Genomic DNA, 16743 nt, shown 5'->3' with positions numbered 1-16743 from the left:
AAAATGACTACTTGCAGTGAAATAAATAGCGAGTTAGGAGTAATATCTAATGCCGCAGCAAGCATTAACGGCAAACTTGATCAGATTTCATCCAACCAAAATCAAATATTTTCTAGATTATCTTCTATTGAACAGAAACTAAACAGTTTAGAAGGTAGAATTGATGCGATAAATAATGCTATAGATTCACTGGAAAACATTATAATTACAGGATTAAATAGTGTAAAAGAAATAATATTAAATGCTATTAATGGCTTGTTTGAATTACTTAGTAATCTTCTAGGAGGTAACAGTAATGACCGTACTGGTGAAATATTAGCCGCTATACAAGAAGCTAGAAGTGCGTTAGGTGTTGCTATAGCAGATGTCGGTAGAATAACTGTAACTCAAATAAGAGCTAGTGAATCTAGTTTACAAGATTCTATATCAGGTTGTTGCAACTCGTTATCCGGTCAAATTAGCACCGCTATCGGTTTGCTCAACACCATTCTTAATTGCATTGATTGCAATGACGCTGGTGATAGAACTGGTGAAATACTTGACGCGATTAATTCACTAAGAAGATTAATAAACGAGATTGACTGTGGTAGTGGTGATTTACTAACTCAAATACTAGCAGCTATAGCAGCACTGGCAGCATTATTAAGAAATAACGAGTGTGATATTCAGCCAGTTTTGCAATCAATTCAAAACTGTTGTTCTACCTTAATAGCACTTATAAAAGGTATTGATTTTGATACATCTGGTATTACATTAGCTATCAATAATGTAGGTAACAAAGTTACTAATGTACAAAACACTACTAACACCATACAAAATATTGCTACACAAAATACTACTGTATTGAACAGCGTTGATGCCAGAACTAGTAATATTTTAAATCAAGTCAACAATAACAGTAACACTTTAAACAGTATAGATGCTAGTGTGAGAAACATAATCAATGATTTAAGAAGTATAGATAACTCTGTTACTAACAATAATAATCAAGTTACTAATTTATCTAATGACATCAACAATGTTACTAACACTATAGATTTGTCAACGGGTGACATTATTAATCACATCACCAACGAAGTAACTAGTACTTGTGGTTCGACCATACAAGTTTTAACAGGTACATTACCAAGTGTAGATTGTGATGGTAATATTACTAGTCATACATATGATGGCATTCAACAAATGTTAACCATCGTAAACAATAATATAAATTCTATAGTTTCACAGATATGCGAAATAGATAAAAATGAAGCTATCGCTGTTGTCCCGGAATGGTGGCAGATTCGACTAGAAGGTGGGACAAGACAGTTTATCATCTCGTTTGGTGAAGTAGATCCTGATTCGGGTAAAACCACTCATGCAAAATACACAATCACTATTCCTCACTTCAAAAATGTTAAACCACAATTTTGCCCAATTCCCAGATACAAAAAGGGTAATTATGAATTAATTGCTTACTTTAAAGACAATTCAAAATTAATAATTAACGCTTTCAATGAGTACGAGTGTGAGCGTGTGTATAACTCTATTCTGCCTTGGATCGAGCAGGAGTATATACAATCAATTAAGTACAAAGTCGGTAAGCGTGTATCATATCCGTTCAAAGAGATATGGGTTGGTCCCAAGTTTGGTAAATATTTTTCACAGGGCAACAGGGATTTAAACCCGGACTGGACTGTGTATTTTGAATAACATCTATTTTAGATTCAATCTATTGCCGGGGGTTAAGCCCCGGCAGAATGTTAGGGTATATCACGGTGGTGGTTAGTTTGATGAAAGTTTTAAGCTTTAGTCACACATCAGTAGCAACAACTAACTCAAAATGGCTGCAATTATTTCCGGTGCTAATCTCACTGCCTTTAATGCTTTAGATAACCTAGAGCAACAGGTAGCTTTTTTAATGGGTCAATTGCTAGTAGCGCAAAACACTTACAACACCGCTAATCCAACTACTCCTAAGAACGTTGTCGCAGTTTCTCCCAGCTATTCTACTAACGTCGCGGCCTTTCAGTGCCAGTTTCCAATCGAAGGTGATTCAGTTCTCCAGGCGTTGCACGAGAATGTTACCGCTGCTCTTTAAGGTAGGTAAACGGTGGGTGGTATATCCCACCAATTAAAACAATTAATACTTTTTAAATATGGCATCACCACGACGACCGTTGACCGGGCAACGACTTATTTATGAGATTCAAATGGGTGGAGTTGGCTACCGGGTCAGAATAAAAGAATCTATTGCAAACCTACTTGGTCTAAAACCTGCAACAACTGGACAAACTGGTACATTTGGTGCTTCAGGACTACCAGTTATTCCTGGAATTGGAGGCGGAAATATTGGTAGAAAATACCTTAAAGCTCCTCCTGGTTTTAGGTTTCAAAGCTATAAATTTTTGGTTGTTCCGGGAACTAAGGTTAAAGAGCCTATACCAGGATGTAACACCGCTGGTACTCGAACTAGGGAAATATGCAGCTTCTCTATAGGTTTTCCGAAGGGGGTTAAAGAGACTCCTATTACAAGATGGCGGGTAAGCAGTTGGGCTAGATCCAAACCTGTGATTATCGGTATGATCACGCCGTCTGGAGTTCAGCATCTGTGGAAAGGCAAGTTATCAAATAATCCAATTGATCCGAGCAATCTTCCCGATTTACCTGACTTTGACCTTGGCGGATTAATAGATGCTGGTAGAACGCTTTTACCGTTATTGCTTTAATGCTGACTGATTTTACCCAGTACGAGGAAGTTTTTGCAGGGGTTTACACGTCAACTAAAAATGGTTGTTATCGCGTGCAAATCCCTGAAATCTTTCTACCAATTATCAATCCTACTCAAGTTTTGTTAATTGGTTGTTTTTCTCAAAGTGCATCAGATTCTTGGAGTTTAGCTGGGTGGGTTCATCAAATCATCAAACTTCCTTTTAAGGATAGTTATTTGGAAGAAAAAAAATGTTTACTTGGTAGACATAATTTAATTATTTTCTCTACTACTGTAGACTTTACTTTGTCTTTTAAACCTGTTAGATGGTTGGATGATATACAGCTAAAGGTTAGCAAGTATAACGGAAGTTACCCTTAAGTAATTATCCAGTTGTCAGTATTAATACGTTTTAATCTGACATTGGGAAACAATAATACTGCTGTTGGAACTGATGAAACATGAACTAATTCATCTAGCTGAAGAGTTCTAATAAAGCATTTAGAAATAGTTACAGAATTCCAATCAATGCAATTATACGTTTTTGAGGTTGAATCATAAAAGCCATACCCTCTAAGTCCTTTAGGGCGTGATTGCCAATGACAAAGGACATAGCTTTTTAATTTATTCAGTTTAAATTCGTTAACGATAGCTTCAAAATCTACTTCTAAATTACTGCCATCTTCAAAGGTGATTGTTGCTTTGTATTCACTTGTATTAAATGATATTCTCTTCATAATTGTAGCGGGTCAAACTCAACAGTAGGAAGTGGTGAATAAAACTGTAAACCTAATGAAACCATCTCCTTATGATTGATTATTTCTTGAAGTTGAGTTTGTTGAGGGAGGTGAAGCTGTGGCGTTAACAGCAGTATCTTGATTTGCTAAAAGCCACTTATGACCTGATTGAACAATCGCCGCGAATGCTTGCAATGGTGAAACATCTTGACTAAATGTAATTGATAAAGTTGTTGTAGGTGCATCATACACCGCGCTATCAATTAATAACGTTTCGTTGTCAAATAAATTAGATGCTGTTGGCTGTGTCATTTATCAAAACTAACTTTCTATTATGAGTTTATCTAATACCGCGCTTATCGTCACCCTAATTTTAACCGTTGGCAGTAACCTTGTGTGGCTATTGAACTACTACGGCAATAGTGAAAAAAAACGCTATGCGGCCGAACGTGAATTTCAACACCTCAAAAAAAATCAGGAGCAATTAATGCTAAACCTGGATAATATTTTTCAAGATGTTGAATCTCAGTATAAATTTATTGCGCGTGATTTACTGGTGATAAAAACAAAACTAGGCATAGAATAATTAATTGGGGATTCTTTATAAGTTTTTACCACAGGTTGACATATAGAGAATATATACCTAACAAAAATTTTATGCTTGGGATTGAGTAGAGGAGATGGTGAGTAGATCAGAAAATATCTCAGGACTTACTCAACTGGCTTGGTTGTTAAGGTACGTCAAAACCAAAATTCGGTAACAATGAACAGATTTTTGGCATCTGATGCACCCTACAAGAGATATTTAGTGTGACTCTTGCGTAAGTCCTACCTCTACTGCTTGATGATCTAAAATGGACTATTAGACGCACTGTTAAATCTATGACAGAAATTCAATTAGCCAAAACGGGTCTTTATGATCAAGATCAGTACTTATGGTTAGAGGATACAATCCTAAAACTCAAGGCGCGGGATTTTCATGGTTTGGATGTGGAACATTTGATTGAGGAGATGGAAATCTTGGCGAGTAGGGATAGGGCTGAGGTTGAAAGTCGCTTGATTGTGCTATGGGTGCATTTATTAAAACGGATTTATGTTAATAGTGAATATGATAATCGTGGTTGGGAAGTGACGATTCGAGAACAACGTCGCCAGTTAAGAATCCTTCTCAAACAATCTCCTAGTCTGAAGCGATATTTTACAGAAGTGTTAGATCAAGCTTGGGAAGAGGCGCTAATGGAAGTTAGGGAAGATTATCCTCAAATTGAGTTTCCTGATTTATGGAAGTTTAGCCTGAATATTGATGTGCTTTTGAGTGAGAAATTCTGGGATTTTGCTGGGTAGAAATATGATTTTTTTCACGCAGAGGCGCAGAGTCACAGAGAGTTTTAAATAATTGGCGGATATCCCATAGTTAAAACATTATCTAATATCTCTGCTTTGCCAAACTCAAAACTCGGTATGTTAACAAAAGCATCCCCTTATTTTGGTTGGCATTTGAGACACGAAAAAAGTTAGTTATATTTGCTACTAAACCTATTTTAAAATCTCCTCACATATATGAATGGCAGAAAATTATTATCAAAACAAAACTCTTCACGTTTCCGTATTTTTAATTAAACACGATTACGCAAAGAGTGTTAATAGTAACTTAATTTTGAGTTTTACCCAAGATAGGAGTTAATAATTACTAGAAGTTACTAAAGTTAGCAATCGCTCCTGTAATCTTATCAACAACCTCATCTACAGCGATCGCACCCAATTCCCCAGACGCACGGGTACGAATACTCAAGCTGTTGGTTTCTACTTCCTTAGCACCAACTACCGCCATAACTGGGATTTTATCCTTTTCGGCGTTGCGAATCAACTTACCCAAGCGATCGCCACTCGTATCCACTTCCGCACGAATACCCAACGCAACCATCTTGGCTACTACCTCTTTGGTAAAATCTAACTGGAGTTCACCCACAGGTAAAAGCCTAATTTGCACAGGTGCTAACCACAACGGGAAATCACCAGCATACTCTTCAATCAAAATCCCAATCAACCGTTCCAAAGAACCAAACGGTGCGCGGTGAATCATCACGGGACGTTTGCGGGAACCATCTTCAGCCACGTATTCCAAATCAAACCGCTCAGGTAAATTATAATCTACCTGCACCGTTCCCAATTGCCATTCCCGTTCTAAGGCATCACTGAAGATAAAATCGAGTTTTGGCCCATAGAAAGCCGCTTCCCCAATCCCTTCAAAATAATCCATTCCCAATTGTTCCACAGCGCGACGAATCGCACCTTCAGCTTTATCCCAAGCTTCATCAGAACCAATATACTTATCACTGGCAGGATCTCGGAAACTGAGTCTAGCTTTAAAATTCTTCAGTTGCAAACTTCCAAACACTGACAAAATCAAATCTACAACATTCAAAAATTCGCTGTCTAGCTGTTCGGGACTCACAAACAAGTGCGAATCATCAACAGTAAAACCGCGCACTCTTGTTAAACCACCCAGTTCCCCAGATTGTTCATAACGGTAAACAGTACCAAATTCCGCCAACCGCATCGGTAATTCCCGATAAGAGCGTAACTCACTCTTGTATATTTGGATATGGAAAGGGCAATTCATTGGCTTGAGGACAAAACCCTGTTCTAGGGCTTTTGCTTCCTCATCTTCAGCCATTAAAGGAAACATATCTTCTTTGTATTTCTGCCAGTGTCCCGATGTTTTAAATAAATCAACTCTGGCAATATGGGGAGTGACAACAGGTAAATAACCCCGTTTTAATTGTTCCTTTTTGAGGAAGTCTTCTAAAGTAGTTCTCAATAAAGTACCTTTAGGAGTCCACAAAGGTAAACCAGGCCCTACTAAATCTGCAAAGATAAATAAACCCAGTTCCTTACCTAGTTTACGATGGTCACGCCGTAACGCTTCTTGTTTGCGGCGTTTGTACTCAGCTAGTTGTTCGGGAGTTTCCCAAGCTGTAGCATAAATGCGCTGTAATTGCGCTTTGTTTTCATCTCCACGCCAATAAGCACCAGCAACGCTTTCTAATTCTATAGCTTTGGCGTTAATTTCCTTGGTATTTTCTAAATGAGGACCGGCACACAAATCCCACCATTCATCACCTAAATGGTAAATGGTGATGGGTTCTTGTTTAATATCTGCCAGGATTTCTAGTTTGTAAGGTTCTTTAATTTCCTCAATCCGGCGTTGTGCTTCTTCCCGGCTGACTTCTTCTCTAACTACCGGCAATTTGCGATTAATAATCTTCACCATCTCTTTTTGGATGGCTTTCAAATCCTTATCACTGAAGGGTTCTGGACTATCAAAGTCGTAGTAAAACCCATTTTCAATCCAGGGGCCAATTGTAACTTGCGCCTTGGGAAACAGCTTTTGTACGGCCATAGCCATCACATGAGAGGCAGTATGGCGAATCTTTTTTAATGTCTCAGATTCGCTGGTACGCGGTAAATAAATTTTTTCTGGTTGTTCTAGGTTTTGGGTTTCTTGATTAGGCGACATCGGCTGTTGAAGGCGAAGTGATTACAAATAGAATTCTGAAAATATATTCTCAAAATCATAGTCCACTAGCTGATGACGCTGCCGTCATTACCTGTAGACTCTCCTAATTTATCACCCTAACCGAAAAGACCCCAACTGAAACGCCGCATAACTTGGAGATAATACCTATTTTGCTCCTCAGCTACTTTTGGTAGGATATTTCCAATTTATTTTTCCTCCTTTAGATAGATAAAGACTGATCCCCAGGGAACTGTGCAAACCTATTGCCAAAAATATACGATTGTGTATTGTATAGCAATTTACAGATTTTTCAGTTCACATAACCGGAGGAGAGATATAAGAAAATTGTTAAGAATCGTAAATAACGCTAATATTAAAAAGAAATTAGGAAATATGCTTCTCATATATGGGAGACTCAAATCCACCAAGTACTGAATTGCTCAAAACAGTCTTGGCACCGTTGTTAGAGGATTTTCAATATTGGTTTGAGCGCTCACGATCCCTGCTGGAAAATGAGAAAATCCAATTTATAAGTGAACAAGAGCAACTTGATTTGTTACAACGCGTTAAGGAAGCGCAGGTAGAGCTTAACACAGCCAAGATGTTATTTGCTGCCACTGATAGACAAGTCGGGATTGATATGGCGACATTAATGCCTTGGCATCAATTGGTAACTGAATGTGGAAATGTGGGAATGCGCTACCGTCAGTCAAAACAAAAATGACTTCACTGTGTGACAAAACTGTATATAAGTCGCAAACATAGAAAAGAAAACTTAACATTATTTTCATAAAAAAATAATGTATCCCATGTTACCGTAATCTGATATAGGATTACAAAATATCAAATCACAGATAGATAATGTAACATTTGTCAGCACGTAAACCACGGGTTAGCAAATGTTAAGTACTTAACGATATAAAGTTTTAAAACCTGTTGCCCTGGAGGATAATTTCGATGCTACACCTACTCTACATTTTAGCTTTCACAGTCCTAGCATTTATTGCCGTGGGTAATTTAATTCGCAATCTAGTCATGTTCAGTTTTGATAGGGAGCGTCCTTATCCAGCAAATTCCTCCTCAATGGGTAATCAAGGCAGGTATGGCTATTATGGAGCTAAAAAGCAATTTGTACCCCATCCAGAATTATTAGATAATGCAGGTAATTTAATTAAAGAACCACTGTTGGTAATGCGTTCAATCAATGTAGAAGATGCACGCGAACAGTTAGATGCTCTTTATGAATCTTCTCCTGGTCAAAAAATTGAGCGTTCAGAAGAAGCTTAATTTTTAATTATTATAATTCTGTATTCAGTAGGGGTTGAGCAACGCCCATTGGTGTCAACTTAAATTCAAATCCTTACCGTGTCTTGTATCTCGTTCCCAGTCTCTGACTGGGAATGCTAGACAGAGGCTCTGCCTCTACTTTCATGGAAGGCAGAGCCTTCTATAATCCATTCCCATACTTTGTGAACGAGAGGAATAAAATCTATGCTTTTTTATAACACTCTTCAAAAATAGCATCACACATCTAATCTGTTTCCTGTGGTTCTGTTACTATTGCTAATCCTGCTAAAATTTGTCTAATTCTTTCCTTAGATAGCGTGCCGATTTTTTCAGTTAATAAAGATTTATCCACTGTAAAAATCTGCGATACATTTACTACACTTTGCCTATCAAGATTAGCTTCTTCTAACTCTAGTAAAACATTACCCATAGCTTTAGCTCGTCTCAAATTAGAAGTTAATGCACAGACTATTACCGTTCTGATTTGAGAACTGTTGAGTAAATCATTTTGGATCACTACATAAGGACGGATAAAAGCAGGTTCTGAGCCTATTGTTTCTCCCAAATCAATCCAATAAATATCACCTTGCTTAATTACCATTCTTTTTCTTTTAATTGTCCTTGATGCTGTCGCATTGCTTCTAACATAATTTTTTCTGATTCATCTAGATCATCTGCATAAGCTTCATTCACACTTTCCACTAACTGGCGATGTTTTTTACGAAGCAAAAATTCTTCCATTGCTATAGCAAATAATTTACTACGAGGAATTTTCATTGTATTTGCTAAAGCGGTTGCTTCTTCATACAGTGATTCTTCAATTGAAATAGCTGTTTTGATGCTTGTCATTGAGTTATACCTCTTTTCTGACTGAGGGTATAACTTGATTTTACTCTATCTCGATCATTTTCATAAAAAATACCCGAAATAGTGGTTTAGCATTGCTAAACCCTTACAATAAATAGTTACCAGGAACAATTAATAATAAAGATGATTGATGATTTAGATTAAAAGATGTACAGGATGGAAATTGACATTTTTTAATTGTGTTTGAATAATCACTAATCCCACCAATAAGCAATTACTACACCATCTCGCTGTTCCCAAAATGACTCACCTTCCAAACCACCTTGTAACCTCATTTGTAACCTGCGCTGAAGTCGCAAACCATACTCTTCATTATTACCATCAGTAATATCCACTGAGTCTGCACGCCACTTTTTACCCAAATCTAAAAGCTGAGACACTATAGTATCTTGGTTTTCTGTCAAAATGTAGAGGGTATCCCCAGGATAAGCTACAAAGTGAATCATACTCGATTCTGGCATCGGGCGATAATTTGCCATTGCTAATAAAGTATCCACCAAACCACCAAAACTTAAACCATGTTCATCTGGTGCAAAAATTGGTTTGGTAAACAGAAAACTCATCCATAGATCAGAATGCAGGGTAAGATCCCTAATCACCTCTTCTCCATTAAACTCATTAAAGCGACGTTGCCACACCAAAGCTGCAAAAAGTTCCTGGGGACTGTATTCTTGAGCTAGGGTTTGAATTTTTGCTAGGTCTAACATAGAGAATTAATTACAGTTTTAAACTTTAATTGTGTATCTATTTCATCGTATTCAAGTGATTCTGCTGCTAAAGTTTCTTGTCCTTTTGCTATATTAAAAATCTGTTCAATTTCTTTTAATGCTTGTTGATAATCTGTTTCAGTTTTAATAGGTTTCAAATTCATAAAATTAAACCTCCTCAGATCAGATCAGATGTTTTATCAGCAGATTCTTGATATTCTTTAATTTTCTCATATAAACTATCAACGGTTTCTTGAGAAAATAGGCTGTCTTTCAATTGTAAATAATCACCTTCACCTAGTTTACAAGCAGCCCAAAATTTCATTACTTTTGCGGGTTCTAAGTGAGTGAGTAAAATCTGCATCACTTCTTGTAAATTTTGCTGGTCGTTAATAACTTTAATTGTCATCTTCTCTTTCCAAAATCAAATCTGTTGGGTTAATTACTTGCAATGATAAATCTTGACAACGGTTGATTAATCTTTTATCACAAGTGATAAAATAATTACTTTGAGATGATTCTGCACAAGCTACATGAAGTGCATCAATAGGTTTAACACCTTGCTGTTCTAGTTGTTTTGCTCTGATTCTAATATTTTCATCTATTAATACTCTTAAAGATGCTAGTTGTAAATATCGCTCCATTGATTGCTGATTCAAGGTGAAAGGGTTACGGCTATTTTCATATTCTAGAACTGAAGAACTAACTAATTCTAGTATTTTTGCTTCTACCATTTGTAAAATTAAAATAACCGCCTGTGTTTCTAGAAAGATTTTGGGCTGTGTTTGGTCGTCAAATGGACGATTATAAATACTGGTGTCTAGATAAACCCTGGTCATATAATTGTTTTTACATCTTTCTCTAGTTTACAAGAATAATATCCTCACTCCCAAAAACGCAATGGTTTTTTTCATCCGCCTGCGTTTATCTGAGTTCAATTATTCTGGATAAACTGGATAAACAACCTCTATTGTGCTGCACAAAACTTAGGTAGAGAATTTCAAATTACTGAAACAGAATTTTAAGCTGGAGGAATATCATGGTTGATTTGTATGATTTAATTCGTAATATTCAGAAACGTCCAGCTATGTATTTAGGACGAGTAAATATCACTAATCTCCGTACTTTTATAGCTGGTTACTGTTTTGCACGTCGCCAAATGGGAATACCTCAAACAGCACAAGAACAAAAATTTTCAGAATTTCAAAATTGGATGCAACAGAAATTTAGTATTGTTTCTCATCAAATATGGGATCAAATAATTCTGTTTTTTCCACAGATGAACAGAGTGCTTTAGAGAAATTTTTTCACCTATTTGACGAATTTACTCAAGCTGATGCTTCTTGTGAACAAAAAGATCGTCAACAGGAAATTTTGGTAAATACAGCACTTTGCAAGTAACTGTCAGAATCAGAATATACAGGATTTAAGGATTAACAGGATTAAGATTGACAATATTTTTTACTCATCCTCTAAGTAAGTCATTATACCAATTTGAAAAATGATTGTTACAGATGTAGGTTGGGTTGTGGAACGTAAACGTATCCCTGCGGGACACTACGTGAACGCGGAGCAATGGGACGAAAACCAACACTTCAAAACTTTGTGGATGTTGGGTTTCACTTTGTTCAACCCAACCTACGCATCTATCGCATTTTTTTATTGAATTAGTATTAGATGTGAGAAACAGGATTAATAAGATTATAGAGAATTTAGAGGATAAATAAAAAATTAACATAATTGATTATGTATTTTCTAATCATCCTGTAAATCCTCAAATCCTGTAAATCCTGATTCAGACATTTTACGCTTCAATCACCACCCGGAGATTACCGCGTTTTTTCGCCACCCGACAAGCGGTAGTGCTACCAACTCGCTCAAATTCCAAATCGAGAATAGTGCCACCAACACGCAAATTATGTAAAGATAAACGATTGATTGAATCTGGCAAAGCAGGGTCAATTATTCGCAAACAATTATTTTGCGCGTCTGGAACTAAATTCACCATCATTTGCAACAATTGAAAAATGCTACCTGTAGCCCAAGCTTGGGGACTACAAGCAACGGGATACTGTACAGGAGCATTATCACCGTTAAGTTCGTAACCGCAAAACAATTCTGGTGGACGTTGATAGGACTGATGGTTAGTCATGTCAAACAAACCTTGAAATAATTCCAACGCTTGATCTATTAAACCGAGCGATCGCAATCCCATCCCAATCAGAGAATTATCATGAGGCCAAACAGAACCAGTATGATAGCCCATGGGATTATATGCAGGAGACAAACTACTTAAGGTGCGAATACCCCAACCATTAAACATATCAGGCGCTCGCAACCTTTCCGCCACACTGTAGGCTTTTTCTGGTGTAAAAATTCCTAATTGCAGACAATGACCAGGATTAGAGCTAATACTATCTACTTGATTTCCTTCCCCATCTAAAGCCAAAGCGCAGAAATCTTGGTCTTCAATCCAAAAATCTTTGTTAAATCTAACTTTGAGATTTTGAGCTTCTTCTTGCCAACGATCTGCCAAATCTAGACGCTTTTTCATCTTAGCTATTTCTGCTAATTTAATTTTGGCAGCATAGACATAAGCTTGCACTTCACAAAGAGAAATTGAACCATGAGCTAATTCCCCTTTTCTGTTGACAATACAATCACCAGAATCTTTCCAACCTTGGTTAGTCAAACCGCGTTTTGATTTCCGGTGATAGCTAAGATAGCCAGTTTGTTTGAGATTCCGATCAATCCAATCCATTGCGGCTAAAGCATTTCGCCAAAGTTGCTCTAGGGTTTCTTGATCATGAGTCCAAGCGTAGTAATCAGCATACAACATCAACCACAGAGGAGTAGCATCAACCGTCCCGTAGTAAGGTGTATGGGGAATTTCTTGACAACGTGCCAATTCTCCCATTCGTAACTCGTGTAAAATCTTACCTGGTTCTTCTTCTCGCCATTCATCCTCCTTTTTACCTTGATATGCCGCTAACAGCATCAAAGTTTCTTTAGCGATTTGGGGATTTAACATCAAGGTTTGGGAAGCGGTAATAATAGAATCCCTCCCAAACAAAGTTGAAAACCACGGTACACCAGCCGAAACAGTTTTATACTTTCCAAAAGACTGACGCAACAAATACAAATCTTGTTCAGCCCTTTCAATGACTCGATTGAAAAGACTTTTATCAGAACTAATGCGAGTAATTTGTTGTACCCAAATTTGCTCCTCCATCAATTCAGAAGCTTTTGCTTGTACCAAAGTAATAGCTGCATTCACAGTGGAACTAGTCTGGTTATTGGTGAGCATATTCAGCCGATAACCAAGCTTTTGGGTTTCGTGAGAAGCTAAATCTAGCCGCCAAACCGCTGTGTAACCTTTGAAATAATCTGGTTGTCGGTGCTGGAATTGGATACGGGATTCCATGATTGCACCATCTAAACCTTGATAAGCCAGTGTCAGAGATTCTTCTCGGTGTGATGGATTTGCTAAAGGTGCTGCAACACCATCAGCTATTTCTTCTAAGTGTGTTGGCTCTGCTAACCGCAACAATCTACCCCGTTTTTCGCGGTTATGACCACGGACTTCAAATAAGTCTACAAAATCCGCATCAAAGCTGAGACTGAGTTCAAAACTGATGTTAGTGGTGCTGTAGTTAGCTACTTCTATTTCTTCAAAAAGTGCGCCATTAAGTACTATTTCCCGTCGAATGCCAATAGTATCAGCATTTAGGTGATTCTCAATTCTGGGGTTAGTACACAAAACCGAGAGCGCAAAGCCCTTATCAGCGGTGCTACTCAATAAAACAGGCGATCGCCCATCAATCTGCAATTCTAGACGACTCAAAAACCTTGTATCACAGCAAAACAGTCCCATGCTAGGATTTCCGTCATTCAGTGAACAACCAGAAATGTTTCCTATGGTGTCTGTCACCAAAAATAAATCATCATCTTTAACTGTCAAAGTTGGCTGTGGTCTTTCAATAACCACAGAAGGCCATTCTGGAATAGGTATCTGTTCTGCGGGAATAAAAGTCTTTCCATCCAATAAGATTTTTTCCGGGGTCATCAATGTATCCGGTGTCATGAGCTAAAATTCCCTATACAGGTCTAGATTTGCAGGAATTGGGCTGGGGAGGAGAGATGGGGAGGTTAATAATCCAATTACCAATTAATTACCATATGCCTAACGGCAGGCTACCGCCAACACCAATCACCACTTACCAAATCCTTATCAATTTATCTGTTCTCTCTTTGAAGTCAAGGCTGGAAATTGGGGATTTTTACCTGGTTTATTCGTTGATGAGGATTAAGAGATGGTATACGTAGAAAATGCTTATCCTCGTGTTTACTTAAAAATTTTTTGAGTTTTACTAAGCCTATTAAGTATACAAAATAACCAAGTTGTTTTTTATTTTTTTTGGCGATTCCTAGGTCGCGCTTCTCTACGCGAACGAGATCGCGCTCAAAAATTAGTAAGAGTTCTCCAATTAAAAAAATATCCCAAAATTTCTTGTGGTGCGGGCCGAAAAGCCCGCTAATAATACAAGGACGGGCAAGATGCCCATCCCACAAGATTGGATCATCTTTTTTGTGGAGTTCTCTAAGGCTTTAGCAACTTAGCTTTCAGCAGTATCCCATACTGTGGTATTTTGGCTGTATTTGCTGAAAAAGCTACAAGTTACCTTTGCTAGGCTAAATGATAGAAAAGATAACCAAGAATGTATATTGGCCATAGGAACTTTGATTAATTTCAAGGAACTGGTAATAGGTAATGGGTAATAGTTTTTTCCAATCACCAATCACCAGTTTTAATTTGTACAATTCATTTGTGAAGTGGATCTTGTCTAGATTGGGCGTTTAACGATATTCATGAGCATTTCGACTTCCGTGCTGAGTGATTTGCTACAGTCACTACCTTACCTGCGTCCCCAGTTATATTTCAAGGCTTCACTAACGGCGCTCTCCCATGCAATGGAAGATCAGGTTTTGGCGGCCACCTTGGATCAGCCTCTGATTATTGCTAGTTTCCAAAGAGAGCGATTCTACCGCCAAGAAGCTCATCGCTATCAACGGCTTTCGCAGCGAAGTAATCAAATATACGTATTGTCCGCACCAGAAACAGAGTTTGCTAATAGCTCGGAATACTATGAAAAGGTAGCTTTTGAACCGGATGATGCTTTAAGTCAAGAGTGGCATTTGGTTGTTGTTGCCGATAATTATGCTACCTGTTTGGTGTGCCGGGAAAGCCTTGGCTCTATTACCAAAAATCAGCAGTTACCAGAAATTACTCCTGGGCTAGATATGGACACAGCGCGCAGATTTGAGGGAATTTGGACTTCGGAGAGAGGAGTCAGTCTCAAAGCGGCAGAGTTGATATTAAGCAGGATTGAGGTTTATCGACCGGATTTAGTGGACAAAATTAATCTGGCACGTCAGAGATTTGGAATTGGTAAGTCAAGAAGAGAATCGGGAACATTTCAAAACGAATATGCTTGTGATATTGATACTGACCCGTTTGTACAGCGATTGGTAACTTACCTGCAAGCTAGTCAGTATAAATTACATAAAGCCTACCGTTCGATCGCTCTCCAAGCCCGCAAAGAACGCTTGGTTAACTCGATTGGAACAGCAATTAGGCGATCGCTTGACCCGCAATCAGTTCTCCAAGTAGCTGCTCAAGAATTGGGTCAACATTTAGAAGCAGGACGCTGTTTAATTTACCGCGCTCAAGCTACTGATGACCAAGCTGTAATTGAACACGAATTTTTGAGTCCTGGTGTGGTGTCTGTACGGGGACAAACTTGGGAGTTAGAACAAAATCCTCTGTTTCAGGAAATCACCCAACTAAGTGAAGGAATCTGTATTTCCGATACTTTAACTGACTATCGTGTCACCAGTTCAACTCCACTTTCTTTGATTGTCAAAAAGTTCGCTATTCGTTCTTGGTTGATGGAACCAGTATTTTCTCAGGGCAGGCTACTGGGTATTGTGGAGTTACATTATTGTGATGTACCTATTAAAGAGTGGCAACCAGGTGAGTTGGATTTGGTGAAAGCGATCGCTACTCAAGTCGGTGCAGCATTAATTCAAGCTGAAGCTTTTGCTAATTTAGAAGAACTGAACAAGCAGCTAGAAGCCCTAGACCGTACCCGCAGTAACTTAATAGCCATCACTGGGCATGAACTCCGTACCCCCCTATCTACCATTCAAGTTTGCCTCGAAAGCCTTGCTAGTGAGCCAGATATGCCTTTAGAGTTGCAGCAGGTGATGCTGAGTACAGCCCTTTCTGACTCTGAACGAATGCGGAAACTGGTACAAGATTTTCTCACTCTTTCTAACTTAGAAAGTGGTCGAGTGCAATGGCATCCAGAAACCCTAAGTCTACAAGAATGTATAGATTTAGCTCTCAGCCGCTTGCGTACACGATCCTCAACAGAAAAGATCCCCCAAATTAAAACACAAATTCCGAAAACCTTACCTTTGATTAGGGCTGATGGTGATTGGTTAGTGGAGGTAATAGCAAAGCTGATCGACAATGCCTGTAAATTTACACCAGCCGAAGGAGAGATTAACATTAAGGCAACTACTCGCAACCGCACTCAAATGGTTGAGGTGACAGTAGCAGACACAGGACGAGGCATAGAACCCAACCGCCTAGAAATAGTCTTTGACCGCTTTTATCAAGAAGAGGGAGCATTACGACGCACTGCCGGTGGTACAGGTCTAGGTCTAGCAATTTCCCGGCAAATTGTTACTGGTTGGGGCGGGAAAATTTGGGCAGAGTCTATCGGTAAAGACCAAGGCAGCAAGTTTTATTTTACCATTCCCATTGTTCAGGGCAGTGCAGAGGAAAAGTCGTCGTTTGCTAAGAATAAATAGGAGGTGGGGAAAATCACCTTCTCTCTCTTTCCTCTCCCCGTGTTCACCGGGAGAGGC

20 protein-coding genes are annotated in these 16743 nt (G+C 38.4%); 10 read left to right on the top strand and 10 right to left on the bottom strand.

Going from position 1 to position 16743, the window contains the following annotated elements; genetic code table 11:
* The first annotated feature begins 3 nt into the window (after nucleotides 1–3).
* The 4 genes from ACOWPH_RS14090 to ACOWPH_RS14075 all read left to right on the top strand — a co-directional run bounded on the left by ACOWPH_RS14090 (nucleotide 4) and on the right by ACOWPH_RS14075 (nucleotide 3070).
* Nucleotides 4–1692 (top strand): coiled-coil domain-containing protein, encoded by a 1689-nt coding sequence (locus tag ACOWPH_RS14090; protein ID WP_015216003.1) that lies wholly within the window; start codon nucleotides 4–6, stop codon nucleotides 1690–1692.
* Nucleotides 1693–1822: 130 nt separating this feature from the next.
* Nucleotides 1823–2080, top strand: coding sequence for a hypothetical protein (locus ACOWPH_RS14085; protein WP_015216002.1), 258 nt, complete (start codon nucleotides 1823–1825; stop codon nucleotides 2078–2080).
* A 58-nt stretch (nucleotides 2081–2138) separates the two neighbouring features.
* On the top strand, nucleotides 2139–2708 hold the full coding sequence (locus tag ACOWPH_RS14080) for a hypothetical protein (protein ID WP_015216001.1): 570 nt from the start codon (nucleotides 2139–2141) through the stop codon (nucleotides 2706–2708).
* The gene (locus tag ACOWPH_RS14075; protein ID WP_015216000.1) at nucleotides 2708–3070 is read left to right on the top strand and encodes a hypothetical protein; all 363 of its coding nucleotides are present in this window, start codon (nucleotides 2708–2710) and stop codon (nucleotides 3068–3070) included. The genes ACOWPH_RS14080 and ACOWPH_RS14075 overlap by 1 nt, the downstream gene beginning before the upstream one ends.
* Here ACOWPH_RS14075 and ACOWPH_RS14070 read toward each other — a convergent pair.
* Both ACOWPH_RS14070 and ACOWPH_RS14065 read right to left on the bottom strand, forming a co-directional pair.
* Nucleotides 3067–3426, bottom strand: coding sequence for a hypothetical protein (locus ACOWPH_RS14070; protein WP_015215999.1), 360 nt, complete (start codon nucleotides 3424–3426; stop codon nucleotides 3067–3069). The two genes, ACOWPH_RS14075 and ACOWPH_RS14070, sit on opposite strands and share 4 nt — an antisense overlap.
* A gap of 69 nt (nucleotides 3427–3495) precedes the next feature.
* Nucleotides 3496–3738 carry a hypothetical protein gene (locus ACOWPH_RS14065; protein ID WP_422665736.1) on the bottom strand — a complete coding sequence of 81 codons (243 nt, stop codon included), beginning with the start codon at nucleotides 3736–3738 and terminating at the stop codon, nucleotides 3496–3498.
* Nucleotides 3739–3760: 22 nt separating this feature from the next.
* Between ACOWPH_RS14065 and ACOWPH_RS14060 the strand changes: the two genes are divergently transcribed.
* Complete coding sequence (locus ACOWPH_RS14060; RefSeq protein ID WP_015215997.1) at nucleotides 3761–4012, top strand: hypothetical protein; 252 nt, start codon at nucleotides 3761–3763, stop codon at nucleotides 4010–4012.
* A gap of 296 nt (nucleotides 4013–4308) precedes the next feature.
* Entirely contained in the window at nucleotides 4309–4770 is a 462-nt protein-coding gene (locus ACOWPH_RS14055) for a DUF29 domain-containing protein (protein WP_015215996.1), read from the top strand.
* A gap of 346 nt (nucleotides 4771–5116) precedes the next feature.
* Here ACOWPH_RS14055 and thrS read toward each other — a convergent pair whose 3' ends face one another.
* Complete coding sequence (gene thrS / locus ACOWPH_RS14050) at nucleotides 5117–6946, bottom strand: threonine--tRNA ligase (protein ID WP_015215995.1); 1830 nt, start codon at nucleotides 6944–6946, stop codon at nucleotides 5117–5119.
* A 406-nt stretch (nucleotides 6947–7352) separates the two neighbouring features.
* Here thrS and ACOWPH_RS14045 point away from each other — a divergent pair, with 406 nt between their 5' ends.
* Together ACOWPH_RS14045 and ACOWPH_RS14040 are read left to right on the top strand one after the other, a co-directional pair.
* Nucleotides 7353–7670: a DUF2605 domain-containing protein gene (locus ACOWPH_RS14045; RefSeq protein ID WP_015215994.1), complete on the top strand. Its 318-nt coding sequence runs from the start codon at nucleotides 7353–7355 to the stop codon at nucleotides 7668–7670.
* Nucleotides 7671–7903: 233 nt separating this feature from the next.
* Nucleotides 7904–8233, top strand: a complete 330-nt coding sequence (locus ACOWPH_RS14040; RefSeq protein ID WP_015215993.1) for a DUF2973 domain-containing protein — start codon at nucleotides 7904–7906, stop codon at nucleotides 8231–8233.
* Between the two features lie 244 nt (nucleotides 8234–8477).
* Here ACOWPH_RS14040 and ACOWPH_RS14035 read toward each other — a convergent pair whose 3' ends face one another.
* The 6 genes from ACOWPH_RS14035 to ACOWPH_RS14010 all read right to left on the bottom strand — a co-directional run bounded on the left by ACOWPH_RS14035 (nucleotide 8478) and on the right by ACOWPH_RS14010 (nucleotide 10646).
* Nucleotides 8478–8834: a type II toxin-antitoxin system PemK/MazF family toxin gene (locus ACOWPH_RS14035; protein WP_015215992.1), complete on the bottom strand. Its 357-nt coding sequence runs from the start codon at nucleotides 8832–8834 to the stop codon at nucleotides 8478–8480.
* A complete protein-coding gene (locus tag ACOWPH_RS14030) occupies nucleotides 8828–9082 on the bottom strand; it encodes a hypothetical protein (RefSeq protein WP_015215991.1) in 255 nt (84 codons plus the stop codon). Before ACOWPH_RS14030 ends, ACOWPH_RS14035 begins: the two co-directional genes overlap by 7 nt.
* A 212-nt stretch (nucleotides 9083–9294) precedes the next feature.
* The gene (locus tag ACOWPH_RS14025) at nucleotides 9295–9807 is read right to left on the bottom strand and encodes a hypothetical protein (RefSeq protein ID WP_015215990.1); all 513 of its coding nucleotides are present in this window, start codon (nucleotides 9805–9807) and stop codon (nucleotides 9295–9297) included.
* Entirely contained in the window at nucleotides 9801–9971 is a 171-nt protein-coding gene (locus ACOWPH_RS14020) for a hypothetical protein (RefSeq protein ID WP_015215989.1), read from the bottom strand. The genes ACOWPH_RS14025 and ACOWPH_RS14020 overlap by 7 nt, the downstream gene beginning before the upstream one ends.
* 14 nt (nucleotides 9972–9985) lie before the next feature.
* Nucleotides 9986–10216 (bottom strand): hypothetical protein, encoded by a 231-nt coding sequence (locus ACOWPH_RS14015; RefSeq protein WP_015215988.1) that lies wholly within the window; start codon nucleotides 10214–10216, stop codon nucleotides 9986–9988.
* Nucleotides 10206–10646 (bottom strand): PIN domain-containing protein, encoded by a 441-nt coding sequence (locus ACOWPH_RS14010; RefSeq protein ID WP_015215987.1) that lies wholly within the window; start codon nucleotides 10644–10646, stop codon nucleotides 10206–10208. Before ACOWPH_RS14010 ends, ACOWPH_RS14015 begins: the two co-directional genes overlap by 11 nt.
* Before the next feature lie 200 nt (nucleotides 10647–10846).
* Between ACOWPH_RS14010 and ACOWPH_RS14005 the strand changes: the two genes are divergently transcribed.
* Nucleotides 10847–11104: a hypothetical protein gene (locus tag ACOWPH_RS14005; protein WP_190645367.1), complete on the top strand. Its 258-nt coding sequence runs from the start codon at nucleotides 10847–10849 to the stop codon at nucleotides 11102–11104.
* Nucleotides 11105–11611: 507 nt separating this feature from the next.
* Here ACOWPH_RS14005 and ACOWPH_RS14000 read toward each other — a convergent pair.
* A complete protein-coding gene (locus ACOWPH_RS14000) occupies nucleotides 11612–13891 on the bottom strand; it encodes an amylo-alpha-1,6-glucosidase (RefSeq protein ID WP_015215985.1) in 2280 nt (759 codons plus the stop codon).
* A 785-nt stretch (nucleotides 13892–14676) separates the two neighbouring features.
* Here ACOWPH_RS14000 and ACOWPH_RS13995 point away from each other — a divergent pair.
* Nucleotides 14677–16686, top strand: coding sequence for a DICT sensory domain-containing protein (locus ACOWPH_RS13995; RefSeq protein WP_015215984.1), 2010 nt, complete (start codon nucleotides 14677–14679; stop codon nucleotides 16684–16686).
* The last annotated feature ends 57 nt before the right edge of the window (nucleotides 16687–16743 follow it).

The sequence above is a fragment of the Anabaena sp. PCC 7938 genome (assembly GCF_049315035.1).
Lineage (GTDB): Bacteria > Cyanobacteriota > Cyanobacteriia > Cyanobacteriales > Nostocaceae > Anabaena > Anabaena cylindrica.
This window is presented reverse-complemented; position numbering and strand designations above follow the sequence as displayed.